Origin of the sequence: Parasphingomonas halimpatiens (assembly GCF_036663795.1) — a bacterium.
Lineage (GTDB): Bacteria > Pseudomonadota > Alphaproteobacteria > Sphingomonadales > Sphingomonadaceae > Sphingomonas.
The window spans coordinates 1-13,165 of the sequence record NZ_JAXOJP010000036.1 but is presented as its reverse complement, the minus strand read 5'-3'; the positions used below and the strand labels follow the sequence as shown (position 1 = coordinate 13,165).

At 66.2% G+C, this 13,165-nt stretch carries 9 protein-coding genes; 2 read left to right on the top strand and 7 right to left on the bottom strand.

The genetic code is table 11. The annotated features are described in order from the left end of the window. Positions 1-8: 8 nt before the first annotated feature. Positions 9-266: an antitoxin gene (locus tag U1839_RS22670; RefSeq protein WP_332805850.1), complete on the bottom strand. Its 258-nt coding sequence runs from the start codon at positions 264-266 to the stop codon at positions 9-11. 105 nt (positions 267-371) lie between these two features. On the opposite strand from U1839_RS22670, the gene U1839_RS22665 reads away from it, so the two are divergent. Then, entirely contained in the window at positions 372-2,147 is a 1,776-nt protein-coding gene (locus U1839_RS22665; RefSeq protein WP_332805849.1) for an SLC13 family permease, read from the top strand. Between the two features lie 37 nt (positions 2,148-2,184). On the opposite strand, the gene U1839_RS22660 is transcribed toward U1839_RS22665, so the two are convergent. Continuing rightward, positions 2,185-3,612, bottom strand: coding sequence for an aldehyde dehydrogenase family protein (locus U1839_RS22660; RefSeq protein WP_332805848.1), 1,428 nt, complete (start codon positions 3,610-3,612; stop codon positions 2,185-2,187). A 112-nt stretch (positions 3,613-3,724) separates the two neighbouring features. On the opposite strand from U1839_RS22660, the gene U1839_RS22655 reads away from it, so the two are divergent. Then, positions 3,725-4,699 carry a quinone oxidoreductase family protein gene (locus U1839_RS22655; RefSeq protein ID WP_332805847.1) on the top strand — a complete coding sequence of 325 codons (975 nt, stop codon included), beginning with the start codon at positions 3,725-3,727 and terminating at the stop codon, positions 4,697-4,699. 164 nt (positions 4,700-4,863) lie between these two features. Here U1839_RS22655 and U1839_RS22650 read toward each other — a convergent pair whose 3' ends face one another. From U1839_RS22650 to U1839_RS22630, 5 genes are all read right to left on the bottom strand, one after another. Next, positions 4,864-5,472: a flavodoxin family protein gene (locus U1839_RS22650; protein ID WP_332805846.1), complete on the bottom strand. Its 609-nt coding sequence runs from the start codon at positions 5,470-5,472 to the stop codon at positions 4,864-4,866. Positions 5,473-5,811: 339 nt separating this feature from the next. Then, positions 5,812-7,257 (bottom strand): S41 family peptidase, encoded by a 1,446-nt coding sequence (locus tag U1839_RS22645; protein ID WP_332805845.1) that lies wholly within the window; start codon positions 7,255-7,257, stop codon positions 5,812-5,814. Between the two features lie 59 nt (positions 7,258-7,316). After that, complete coding sequence (locus tag U1839_RS22640; protein WP_332805844.1) at positions 7,317-8,444, bottom strand: AraC family transcriptional regulator; 1,128 nt, start codon at positions 8,442-8,444, stop codon at positions 7,317-7,319. A 34-nt stretch (positions 8,445-8,478) separates the two neighbouring features. Further along, on the bottom strand, positions 8,479-12,066 hold the full coding sequence (locus U1839_RS22635) for an ABC transporter permease/M1 family aminopeptidase (RefSeq protein ID WP_332805843.1): 3,588 nt from the start codon (positions 12,064-12,066) through the stop codon (positions 8,479-8,481). 5 nt (positions 12,067-12,071) lie between these two features. Then, positions 12,072-12,965 (bottom strand): ABC transporter ATP-binding protein, encoded by an 894-nt coding sequence (locus U1839_RS22630; protein WP_332805842.1) that lies wholly within the window; start codon positions 12,963-12,965, stop codon positions 12,072-12,074. Positions 12,966-13,165 lie beyond the last annotated feature (200 nt).

Here is a 13,165-nt window from a genome sequence, read left to right as displayed (position 1 = left end):
TACAATGATCAGAGCCCGCGTCGTTCCGGAAATTCGATCGGCTCGCGCTCCTGGATCTCGCCAACCGGCCCGATCGCATCAAGCGCAGCGATCAGGCGCGCGACCCGGGCCTTTCCGTCCGCGGCATCATCAACCGCTCTGATATTGATCGTATCGCCGACCTTCTCCAGCGTCACCGCCGTATCGGGCGCGAAGCCCAGTTCCTTGGGCAGCCGCACGGCGACGCTGTTGCCGCTCTTGAACGTCCTGGTCTCGATCTTGCCCATGATGCACTCCGTATACACGCATATATACACCTCGCCACTTCGCCACAAGGATACGGACGCCGCGCGGCACGTTCTCGCTACCTCACCACCTGAGAACGAGGCCGAATGACGCTCCCCCAGATCCTGTCGCTCCTCACCCTTGCCGCGATGATGGGGCTCTTCCTCTGGGGTCGCTTTCGCTACGATGTCACCGCGATCCTCGCGCTGCTCGCCGCGCTGGCGATCGGCATCGTCAAGCCCAAGGATGCCTTTACCGGCTTTTCCGACGACATCATCATCATCGTCGGCTCGGCATTGGTCATCTCGGCGGCGGTGCAGCGCTCCGGCCTGATCGAGAGCGCGCTGGCGCTGATCGCCGGCCGCGTGACGCGCGTGCGCTCGCAACTGGTCGTGCTCACCGCATCGGTCGGCATCACCTCGGCGCTGGTCAAGAATGTCGGCGCGCTGGCGATGCTGATGCCGGCGGCGTTCCAGATGGCGAAGAAGAACAACACCAGCCCCTCGGTCTTCCTCATGCCGATGTCGTTCGCCTCGCTGCTCGGCGGGCTGATGACGCTGGTCGGCACTTCGCCCAACATCATCGTCAGCCGCGTGCGCGAGCAGATGACGGGCAAGCCGTTCGGCATGTTCGACTATTTCCCGACCGGCTTCGGGCTGCTCGTTGTCGGCATGATCTTCCTGCGTTTCGGCTACCGCCTGTTGCCGCGCGATCGCCGTGCCGCACCGACCATGGCGGAGGCGATCGATATCGGCGCCTATGTCACCGAGGCCAAGGTCGCGGCCGCCTCGCCGGCGATCGGCGAAACCGTCCGCGACTTCACCGTGCGACACGAGAAGGAGGTCACGCTCACCGGCCTGATCCGCCACGGCAAGCGCACGATGCCGCGCGCCGGCACCGCGCTGCGCGAAGACGATGTGCTGATCCTCGAAGGCGAACCCGATGTGCTCGAACGGGTCATCGCGCGCGACAAGCTCGATCTCGCCGGCCACGACCGCGACCTGCCCGAAGCCAGCAAGGACGATGATGTCGGTGTCAGCGAGGCGGTGATCGGGACCAATTCGCTGCTGATCGGCAAGACCGCGCAGCGGCTCCGGCTGCAACAGCGCTACGGCGTCAACCTCATCGCGGTGTCGCGCCACGGCAAGCCGCTGACGCAGCAGCTCGGCGAGACCGCGCTCGCCGCCGGCGACGTCATCGTGCTGCAGGGGCCGCTGCCGCTGCTGCCCGAGCGGCTGCGCGACCTCGGCGCGTTGCCGCTGGCGCAGCGCAGCATCCGGCTCGGCAGTTCGGGGCGTGGCTGGCTGCCGATCATCATCCTTGCCGTCGCCATGGCGGCGACGGCGGGCGGCTATGTCCCCGTCGCAGTAGCGTTCTTCGCAGCTGCCGGGCTGGTCATCGCCACGGGTGCGTTGCCGGTGCGCGAGGCATACGACCATGTCGAATGGCCGATCCTCATCATGCTCGGCGCGCTGATCCCGGTCAGCGACTCGCTGCGCACCACCGGCGCCTCGGAGATCATCGCGACCGGACTGGCGCATGTCGCCGCGAGCTTGCCGGCATGGGGCGCGGTTGCGCTGATCCTCGTCGCGGCGATGGCGGTAACGCCGTTCCTCAACAATGCCGCGACGGTGCTGGTCATGGCGCCGATCGCCGCGGTATTCGCGCACGATCTCGGCTACCGCCCCGAAGCCTTTCTGATCGCGACCGCGATGGGCGCGGGGTGCGACTTCCTCACCCCGATCGGCCACCAGTGCAACACCTTGGTGTTCGGCCCTGGCGGCTACCGCTTCAGCGACTATGCCCGGCTCGGCGCGCCGCTGTCGCTGCTCGTCGTGCTGGTCGGTACGCCGCTGGTGCTGTGGACCTGGCCGCTGCAGTGATCCGCGCGGTCGCCCGCGAAGATCACTGCATCTGTGTTCAGGCGGGCTCGCCGACCACCGTCTTCACTTCCATGAAGTCGGCCAGGCCGTACTTGCCGCCCTCGCGGCCATTGCCCGACTGCTTGTAGCCGCCGAATGGCGCGCCGCCACCGGCACCGCCCCAGCTGTTGATCGAGACGAGGCCTGCGCGCAGCCGCGGCGCGACCTTGGCCGCCGCCGCCGGATCGCCCGAGATCGTCGCCGACAGGCCATAGGGTGTGTCGTTGGCGATGCGCACCGCCTCGTCCTGATCGTCATAGACGGTGATCGTCGCGACCGGGCCGAAGGTTTCCTCCTGCGCGATACGCATGTCGGGGGTCACACCGGTGAACAAAGTCGGCTTGATGAAGAAGCCGGCATTGCGTCCGTCGGGCCGGCCGGTGCCGCCGGTGACGAGTGTCGCGCCCTCGTCGATCGCCGACTGGATCAGCCCCTGGATCTTGTCGAACTGCGCCTTGTTGACCACCGGCCCGATATGCGCGCCCATCGTCGAGGCCTCGCCGACCGCGGTCGCTTCCATGATCCCCTTGACGATGCCCGTGGCATCCTCGACCTGGCTGCGGTGCACCAGCAGCCGGGTCGGCGCGATGCAGCTCTGCCCGGAATTGGCGATCACCCCGGCCACCGTCGGCGGCAGCACGGCGGCGAGATCGGCGCCCTCGAGCACGAGGTTCGGTGCCTTGCCGCCAAGCTCCTGATGGACGCGCTTGACCGTCGCGGCGGCGGCCTGCGCCACCGCGATGCCGGCGCGGGTCGAGCCGGTGAAGCTCACCATGTCGACATCCTTGTGGCTCGACAGTGCCGCACCGACGCCGGGGCCGTCGCCATTGACGAGGTTGAACACACCCGCCGGCACGCCCGCCGCATCGAGGATCTCGGCGAGGATCGCGGCGCAGGCCGGCGATTCCTCGGACGGCTTCAGGACCATCGTGTCGCCGGCGGCGAGCGCCGGTGCGACCTTGGCGCAGATCTGGTTGAGCGGCCAGTTCCACGGCGTGATCATCGCCACGACACCGAGCGGCTCGTGCACGACGCGGGCCTTGCCGACGCGTTCCTCGAAGCTGAACTCGCGCAGCGCCTTGAGCGTGCCAATGAAGTGGCCAAGCCCGGCCGGCGCCTGGGCGGCGTTGGCGAAGCCGATCGGCGCGCCCATCTCCTCGCTCACCGCGGCGGCAAGATCGGGCATGCGCGCTTTATAGCCCTCGATGATCCGCTCGAGCAGCGCGATGCGCTCATCGACGCTCGATTGCGACCAGCTGTCGAACGCCTTGCGCGCCGCCGCGACCGCCTTGTCGACATCGGCCTGGCTGCCCAGCGTGATCTCGGTGCAGGGCTGTTCGGTGCTCGGGTCGATCACCTCGTGTCGCGTGCCGCCGTCGCTGGCCACCCACTGCCCGTCGATATAGTGCTTGAGATAGCTGCGCATCCGTCGTCTCCAGCGTCTGTCTGTTTTGGAATGTCGGGTATGTAGGCGCTCGGCGTAATAGGTTGCAACCCGAAACCCGCTCGCCATATGAGCGCCACCAGAGGAGATCGACATGGCACGCGTTGCGCGAATCGAACGGACCGGCGGACCCGAGGTCATCCTGTGGGGCGATGTCGACCTGCCGCCCCCCGGACCCGGCGAAGTGCGCATGCGGAACACGGCGGTCGGGCTCAACTTCATCGACATCTACCACCGCAAAGGGCTTTACCCGGTCGAGCTGCCCGCCGGCCTCGGCAGCGAGGCGGCGGGGGTGATCGAGGCGCTGGGTGACGGGGTCGAGGGCTTTGCCATCGGTGATCGTGTCGGCACCTTCGGCCCGTCGCGCGGGGCCTATGCCACCGAGCGCAACGTCGCCGCCGCGCAACTCTTCCACCTGCCCGACGCGGTCGACGACAAGGTCGCGGCCGCGATCCTGCTCAAGGGCTGCACCACCGAGATGCTGGTCGAACGCTGCGCGAAGGTTGCGGCGGGACAGACCGTGCTCGTTCATGCCGCGGCCGGCGGGGTCGGGCATCTGCTCGTCGGTTGGCTCAAGGCGGTTGGCGCGACGGTGATCGGCACGGTTGGCGATCCGGCCAAGGTCGAGCAGGCGAGGCGCGCGGGGGCCGACCATGTGCTGCTGCACAAGGATGAGGACGTTGCGGCGCGGGTGCGCGAGATTACCGGCGGCACGGGCGTCGCGGTGTCGTTCGATGGCGTCGGCAAGGCGACGTGGCCGGTGTCGCTTGCCAGCGTCATGCGGCGCGGGCTGATCGTCAGTTATGGCAATGCCAGCGGCCCGGTCGACGGCGTCAATCTCGGCGTGCTCGCGCAGAAGGGCTCGCTGTTCGTCACCCGCCCGACGCTGTTCGACTATTACGTCAAGCCGGAGGAGCGTCAGGCTGGCATCGACCGCGTCTTTGCGATGCTCGCCAAGAGCGCGATCGCCCCCGAGATCGGCCGGACCTTTGCGCTGGAGGATGTCGCCGACGCGCACCGCGCGCTGGAGGCGGGCGAGACGACGGGGTCGACGGTGCTGCTGCCTTAGGTTGCACTGCGCGTTCAACATCTTGCACTTCCCCGGCGAAGGCCGGGGCCCAGTTGGGGAACGATGCGACGGGCGTTGCCGCTCATCATCTCCGCTATCCCAACTGGGCCCCGGCCTTCGCCGGGGAAGGCGCCTTTTGAGAACGGATGCGCAGATCGCGTCCCTCAACCCGGAAAAGGGCTGGCCTTGAGCAGCCCCGCGAGATGCGCCGCGTTCGCCGCGACCATGCCGGCGGTTTCGGTGACCTTGCGCGGGGTGTGTTCCAGATCCTTGAAGTCGACGGATCCCATCGCCTCGCCGACCCAGTAGCAGGCGGCGACGGCGGGGATCGTCCAGCCGACATCGTTGAGCGACTGGAAGATCTGCGACGACGACATGTGTGCGCCGTCCTCATTGCCGACGATCGCGGCGACCGCGACCTTCGAATAGCTCGGCATCCGGCCCGCCTCGTCGGTCTCGGAGAGGAAAGCGTCCATCCGCTCTAGCACGCGCTTGGCGACGCTGCCGACCTGGCCCATCCAGATCGGTCCGCCAAAGATCAGGATGTCGTGCGCGAGGATCTTCGCGCGCAAGGCCGGCCAGGCGTCGCCATCGCCTTCGTCCGACGCCACGCCCGGTTTGATGTCGAGCGCGGCGACACGCACCGTCTCGCTGATTGTCACGTCGTGCTTGGCGAAAGCCTTGGCTAGCACGGCGATCATCGCGTCGGTCGATGACGGCTTGGACGCGTCTGCCTTGAGCGAACAGTTCAGGGCGATGGCGGTCAGTGTCATGATGGGCTCCCGGTCGTGCGCCGCTAGAGCGCGCCACGCGCCGTCCGGGTTCCGCCGCGCCGATCCCCGCGCTCCCTGTTTTCTCCCAGTTACTCGCTGATACTCCCTGTTCCGGGCCCATTGTGCATATTTGCCGTTGGCGGCATCATTATCCGAGCTTGACCAATGACTTGTTCGTTTCCCGGCCTTGCGAACAGGGAGCGGGGGCAGCGAACAGGGAGTTCGCGCCCGAACAGGGAGACATATTTTCGACGATGAGAAACAAGCGCAGGGCGCGCCACCCTGCGCCTTGCCGGGAGCGTCGCGGAAAGTGAATCACGGCGACGGCGCCGATCCGGCTCAGCCGGCGATCCACGCGGCCGCAGCCGCAAGTACCGGGTCGCGGCCGGCGGCGATATCGGCGGCGGTTGATGCCACCGCGACGTCGGGCGCGAGCCCGGCGTCGGGCGGCGCGCCTGGCGGGTAGTAACCGATCAGCGGCAGGTCGAATTCGAGCCCGCTGGCCGGCAGCCGCACGAAGAAGAAGCGACCGCCATTGATGCCCCGCTGATTGCCGCCGGTCGTCTCGCCGAACAGTCGCACCTTGCCGCTGCGCCGCGCGCTGGCGGCAAAGCCGAAGGTCGCGGAGCTGTTGACCGGCCCGATCAGTGCGGCGACCGGCAGCTTGATCTGTCGTGCGACCGGCGCGATCGATGAATCGGCCGTGTCGCCTTCGAGCCGGAAGAAGCCGTCGCGCAGCGGCGTCGCGCCTTCGCCGAGCGTGCGGAAGCTGTCGTCCCAGGTGTCGAGATAGCGGTCGAGCGTGGGTGGTGTCCGGCGATAGCGCACGCGGCGCTCGGCGCCCGGCTCGACAATTGGTGACGCGATCAAGCGCGCGAGGATCATGTCGCCGCAATCCTCGCCGCCCTCATTCTCGCGAAGGTCGATGATCAAGCCCTTCGCGCCGGCCAGGCTGTCGAGGCGCGCGGTCAGCCAGGCGCGCCAGTCCCATTTGCTGTCGTAGAGCGCCCAGCCGGGCATTGTGAGCACGGCGATGCCGTCGGGGCGGATAATCCAGTCCCATACGGGCGCGCTGCCGCGATAATCGCGCTGGGTGGTCTGCGCCCGGCGCGCGGCCAGGTCGATCGCCGGCAGGTCGAGCGCCACCGAACGGCCACCCGCAAGCCGCGCCGCGACATGGTGGACACCCCCGCGCGGCACGCCGAACAGCAGCCCGTGAAAGACATCGAAATACTCGATGCTGTCGGCACCGCGCACCTCGAGCAGCGAGCGGCGCTTGGCATCGTTATGGCCGTCGGCGCGCGCATAGGGCATCAGTCGGTCGAGCATCATGCGCGGCGCGACGCCGTTGATCGCGGTGATCACGCTGCCGGCGGGCAGGTCGGCGCCGCCCTGAGCGATGACGATCATCTCCCCGGCGATCCAGCGGAAGTGGAACGGGAGCCGGCTCGGGCGATCGAACAGCGCGGCGGCGACGGCCTTTTTCTGGTTGAAGAAGTTGCCGTAGCTGTGGCCGCAGCGGATCGTCGCGAGAAAGCGCGACAGCAGCAGATAGCGCTGTTCGAGCGTGACCGATGCAGCGAAGGCGGTTTCGAGTGCGGCGATCCGTGCCGTGACCTGCGGCGGTGTGGCGTAGCGATAGAGCCCGGGGTGCAGCGCCAGCGCCGCGCGTAGAATGGCGATATCGCCGCGCAGGTCGGCCGGGGAGGGCGCGTCGCCTGCGCGGGCGAGCGCGGGTAGCAAGGGGGCGGCGGCGAGCGCGGCGATGAGATGGCGTCGGTTCATGCGGCAAGGATTGCCCGTTGCGGCGCGGCGCCGCGCCTCATTTTCGCGTCCGCGATCAACTATTCGTCTTTTGAGACGTGGCGGCGATAGGCCGATGGCGCCATGTCGTAGCGCGCGCGAAAGGCGCGGTTGAAGCTCGCCTTGGAGCTGAACCCTGCCTCCAGCGCCAGCCGTAAGAGGTCATCCCCGGCGCCGGCGGCAATGGCTGCGGCGACCTGCTCGCAACGCAGCCGGTTGACGAAGGTCGAGAAGTTCATGCCGAGCCCCTCGTTCACCGCGCGCGACAGATGGCCGCTATTGGTGCCGAGCCGCCGCGCCAGCGTGGCGAGGGTGAGCTCGGCGTCGCTCGCCCAGCCGGCGGCGCGGACCTCGGCCTTCCACGCCAAGCCTTGCGTCTTCCAGTCACGAGCCGGGGTCGGGACGGCCTCGGGCAGCGCGAGCGAGGCAAGCGCGGGAAAGGGCAGGGCGGCGTGGCGCCAGCCCTCGACCGCGAGATACAGCGCGAAGGCCGCGATCGCCACATACAGGCCCATCAACCCGCGATAGCCGATCGGCTGCCACCAGTTCCACAGCGCGTAGGTCGCCCAGATCGGCAGCAACAGCAGCGTTGCGGCACTCGCGCGGCTCAGCCAGCGCGCGGCGAAGCGTTGGTCGTCGCTGCGCTGATTCGCCAGCAGGCGGCGATAGCGCGACAGCAAGCGCAGGTCGGCCAGACCGTAAGCGGCGAGGCCGATCACCGTGCCCACAGCGGTCAGGGTCTCGAAGCGGTCATACGCCACGTCCGCCCAGCGTTGCTTGGCTGGCATCGGGAGGAGGAAACTCACCGTCAGGAACGACGCCTGCGCGATAGCCGGCGCGAGGGGCCGCCAACGGTGCGCTGGCAGTCGGCCGGTCACCAGTGCGCGAATGTAGAAATGCAGCAGCGGCGCGACCGCCAGGGTGATCGACAGCGGCGCGAAGGTCAGCCAGCGCCAGCGATCATAAAAGCCGGCAAAGCCGATCAGCCATGGCATGACGATACCGGCGAGCACGACCAGCAGGATGGCGAGCGCGCGGTTCGCGGCGCGGTTCGCCAGCGTGCGCGCAAGGCCGGTGGCGATCGCCAGCAATTGAACGACCACCACGGTGAGCAGCGCGCTGCGCCAGCCGAAAATCAGCCCGTCGAACATCGCGGCAGGGGTGAACACGAACGGGGCGCGCGCGCAACGCCCCGTTGGTGCCTCAGCCGGTCACCGCCACGACATTGTCGTCGGCATTGCGGTCGATATATTTGTTGTAGGGGTCGACCCCGGCAAAGGCCGGCTTGCGCGTCGAGACGACCCTGATCACCTGTTTGCCCGATTTCACCGGCAGCCGCGTCATCGAGATCACGTCCTTCGCGGCGAACGCGCCCAATCCCGGCCGCGCGTCGAACAGCCCGATATCGATATCGTCGGCCAGCGGCGTTGCGCGCTCCTTGCCCTTGCCGTCGGCGTAGAATTTCGCGGCGTCGATGGTGATCGAGGTCTCGAATTTCCCGTCGGCCAGCTTGCGCACGGTCGCGGTCGGCGCCTTGAGGTCGTAGATCGTGATGCGGTCGAGCAGGTCGAGCACCAGCTCGCGCTCGGCCGGCGTCCGGGCGAGTGACAGGAAGCCGTTCACCAGATCGAGCGAGCGGGCATAGGGCTGGCTCTTGAAGCGATATTTGTCGAGCAGCCCGGCGAGCATGTGGTTGACGCGATCCTCGCCGAGCCGGTCCTGCAGCAGGTACATCACCACCGCGCCCTTGCGGTAATGGATATAGGGCTGGTTCTCGACGCGATCGAGCGGCAGCTCCTCGATCCGCTCGGACCCGCGCGCGCGCAGGTAATTGTCGAGCTCATATTTGAGGAAGCGGCGGATCTTGTCCTCGCCATAGAGCTGCTTCATCACCATCAGCGCCGAATATTGCGCCATGGTCTCGACCATGATCGTGCCGCCCTGCATGTCGGCACTGATCAGCTGGTGCGCCCAATATTGGTGGCCCAGTTCGTGCGCGGTGACATAGGTGACGTAATCGATCTTCTCGGCGTCGCGGGTATCGGCGATGAAGCCGATGCGCTCCGAATAGGGGATCGTCCCGGCGAATGCCTGGGCGAAGGTCGCATAGCCGGGAAATTCGATGATCCGCGCATAATCGAACTGATAGGGCCCGAAATGCGCGCGGTAATAGCCGAGCGAAGTGCGCATCGCCGCCAGCATGCGGTCGACATTGTAGCTGTGCTTGGGGTCGTAATAGACCGTCAGCTTGACCCCGTCGGCCATCGCCGATTTCTCGGCATAGCGCGCCGACTGGACCGAGAAGAAGGCGAGGATCGGCGCGCCCGACACGAAATGGGCGGTGCGGCGACCATCGGCGATGGTGTCGGAGATCTTGCGGCCCGGCGCGATCGGCACCTGGTCGGCGCTGGTCGACAGCGTGATGTCCGAGTGGACCCAGTCTGCGTCACCGACATAGTTGCGGCGCTGCGCCGAGGTGTCTTCCAGCTTGGCCATGCGCAGCTCGGGCTCAAGGCCATATTTGCGGCGCTTGACACGGTCATCGAGCAAGCCGTCGCGGCTCATGCCGAGCTGCGGCGCGAACTGCGCATTGTTGAGGAAGGTGCCGTTGCTGATCAGCGCGGTATCGTCGCCATTGGCGCGCAGCCCGTGCTGGACGCGCTCGGTGCGGAAGCTGAGCGTTCCCGTCGCGCCCGGCGCCAGCGGCGTGGCGAAGGTGTAGATGCGATATTTCAGCACGGGATCATCCATGCTGAGCTTGGCACCTGGTATGTCGAGCGCCTTGATCTCCGTGTTGCGGTCCTGCAGGCGGACGTGGAGCGCGGGCACCGGGGCGCCGGTGTCGTTGACGAAGCGATATTGCCCGCTGAATTCGGCACGCCGTTCCGCCGGATAGAGCGCGACGTTCATCGTGATGTCGGTCAGCGACGGCTGGAGGATTTTCTCATAGGGGAGATATTTCTTCTCATACGCCGCCAGCATGCGCTCGCCGTCATCCTGCGTGCGATACTTGTTGAGGATGTTCATGTTCCAGAACAGATATCCGCCAGTGGCGACGAAAACGAGCAGCGCGGCGAGCATGATCGCGCCGGCGGGGCCGGCGAGCCGGCGCGGCAGGCGCCTCAGCCGCGGCATCAGCTTCACCTCGGTCCCGCGCCGCCACAGCAGGTGCGCGAGCACGGCGAGCATCACCGCGAAGGCGCCCCAATAAAGCCGCAGCCACCACCCCAGCGCGCCGCCGATTTGCGCGCCGTTCATGTCGGACAATTGCTGGGAGCCCGCACTGCCGTAATTGTACAGCGGATGTTCGAAACCCATTCTTATGAGGGTGATTCTTCCGACGAGATAGATGACCATCACGCCCCAGCCGATATATTTGTTGGGGCTAAGCGCCTGAACGAACACCGCCAGAATGGCGAGGAGGATCAAGTTGAGGGTGGTCGGAGCGACGTACCAGACGAAATATTGGCCGAGTTCGACATCGCTCTGGCCGCGCGTCAGCTGAACGATGATTGCGGCGACGACCGACACCAGCAGGGTCATGATCAATACCGCCGACACCGCCAGGACCTTGGGCACCAGATAGGCCCAGTTGGGCAGCGAGGTCGCGTCGATGATTTCATGCATCTTACGTTCGCGGTCGCGCCAGACGAGCTCGCCGGAATAATAGATCGCAATGATGACGGGGATGAAGGTGAATGCGCCCTGCAGGATGCCGATCGTCGCAAAGGTCAGCGGGCGTGCCGCAGTGCCGTAAATCTCGTTGGCGAACATCAGCCCGCCAACGGCATTGAACAACCCGACCAGCATCAGCACGAGAAAGGCCGGGCTGCGAAAGACCTGCCGCATCTCGAAGCGACAGCGCGCGGCAAACCTTGCCCAGGCCGCGTCGGCGGGGCGAAGCGCCGGAAGGCGCGTCACGATCACCGGCGCTACGGCCGCCAGCTTCATGTCCTTGCGCGCCTGGCGTCGCAACTGGCGCTTCGATATCCCGCTTTCGGCGAAACTGAACCGCCAAAAGGCCAGCGCCAGCGCGCACAGTGCTGCGGCGAACCAGATGGCACGGTTGGCTAGCAGTGCACCGGTGACGGCCGGCGTGCCGGCATTTGATTCCGTCGCCGTCCAGTAACGCGTCATGTTTTCAAAGGCGTTGAAGCCGAACGGCTCGATATAGCCCCCGATTTCGCGTAACTCGGGCTTGGTATCGATCACGCTCGTCAGCACCGTGTACAAAACGAGAAAAACGACCACCCCGAGATAGCTGTACATCATCGAGCGGGTCATCGTCGCGACCGAGAAGAAGATGGCCGAGGTCAGGAAAAGATTTGGCAGCGCGAAGACGAGATAGGAGAAGGCATAATCGTGCCAGCGATTGGGGCCGAGCAGGTCGGCATCGACCCATGGCATCAACGAGCCGAGCCAGATGGCGAGCGGCACGGCAATGAAGGCGATCGCCGCCGCAAGATAGGCGCCGAGAAAGCGCGCGAACAGATAGTCGAACTTCCTCACCCGCGTCGTCACGACCATCGGGCCGAAGCCGCTCTCATTGTCGCGCACGATGACGTTGGCGACGAACGCCGTCGTCACGAACATGAAGAAGATCGAGAAGATCAGATGAGTCTGGGCGATGGCGACCGGCGCGTTCTTGTGGATATTGCCGCCGCTGCCGATGCGGATCTGATCGACGGTCACCGAGCCGAAGGTCAAGAGGAAGAACAGGATGGCGACGACCCAGAAGACCGGGTTGCGCAGCTGGTAACGCAGCTCGAAGCTGGCGATCTTGGCGAACATGGCGCTCAGGCCGCTGCTGGCATGGGTACGCGGCGGGTGCGCGCCAGCGTCGAGAAATAGACGTCTTCGAGCCCGCCTGACACGCTGGTGAAGCCGTCACCCGGGTCGCTCGGCGCGAGGATGTGGACGATCGTCTTCCCCGCGAACAGACGGGTCGAGATCACCTCGTGGCGGCTGCGATAGTCTTCGAGCTGGTCGCGCTCGATCGTCTTCGCCCAGACATTGCCGCGCGACTGCGCGATCAGTTCCTGCGGCGCGCCCTCGAGCTGGATCTTGCCCGCCGCCAGCACCGCCATGCGCGGGCACAGATCGGCGACGTCCTCGACGATATGCGTCGACAGGATGATTACGACATTCTCGCCGATCTCGGCGAGCAGGTTGAGGAAGCGGTTGCGTTCCTCCGGGTCGAGTCCGGCGGTCGGTTCATCGACGATGATCAGTTCGGGGTTGCCGATCAATGCCTGGGCGATGCCGAAGCGTTGCCGCATGCCGCCCGAAAAGCCGGAGATGGCCTTTTTGCGCACGTTCCACAAATTGGTCTGGTTGAGCAGCGTCTCGACCGTTTCCTTGCGCTCGCGCGCCGAGGCGACGCCCTTGAGCACCGCCATATGGTCGAGCATGTCATAGGCCGAGACGCGCGGGTAGACGCCGAAATCCTGCGGCAGATACCCCAGCCGCTCGCGCAGCTTCTCGGGCTCGGCAATCACGTCGATGTCGCCGAAGCGGATGCTGCCCGCGGTCGGGGTCTGCAATGTCGCGACGGTGCGCATCAGCGTCGACTTGCCCGCGCCATTGGGGCCGAGCAGGCCGTACATGCCCTTGGGAATGCTCAGCGACACATCGTCGAGCGCGCGGGTGCCATTGGCATAGACATGGGTGACGCCGGTCAGTTCTAGCACGCTGAAATCTCCCCCGAATGCGGGCATGATAGCATGTGTGTTAGGAAGCTAAAGCAGTATTTTGCGCGGTGCGGCAGATTCCCTTAGAGCCCGAGCGGAAAGTGGTTGAGCGATATCAGTAGGTTGTGATTCACCGTCGTTGTCGAGACGATAGGAGAAGCAGATGGCCTGGACTGATACCGCCCGCCGGCAACATAGGC

Coding starts and splice junctions, on each gene's coding strand:
- U1839_RS22650 (WP_332805846.1), bottom strand. CDS start 5,472: ATGACACTGACCGCCATCGCCCTGAACTGTTCGCTCAAGGCAGACGCG.
- U1839_RS22655 (WP_332805847.1), top strand. CDS start 3,725: ATGGCACGCGTTGCGCGAATCGAACGGACCGGCGGACCCGAGGTCATC.
- U1839_RS22670 (WP_332805850.1), bottom strand. CDS start 266: ATGGGCAAGATCGAGACCAGGACGTTCAAGAGCGGCAACAGCGTCGCC.
- U1839_RS22660 (WP_332805848.1), bottom strand. CDS start 3,612: ATGCGCAGCTATCTCAAGCACTATATCGACGGGCAGTGGGTGGCCAGC.
- U1839_RS22635 (WP_332805843.1), bottom strand. CDS start 12,066: ATGTTCGCCAAGATCGCCAGCTTCGAGCTGCGTTACCAGCTGCGCAAC.
- U1839_RS22665 (WP_332805849.1), top strand. CDS start 372: ATGACGCTCCCCCAGATCCTGTCGCTCCTCACCCTTGCCGCGATGATG.
- U1839_RS22645 (WP_332805845.1), bottom strand. CDS start 7,257: ATGAACCGACGCCATCTCATCGCCGCGCTCGCCGCCGCCCCCTTGCTA.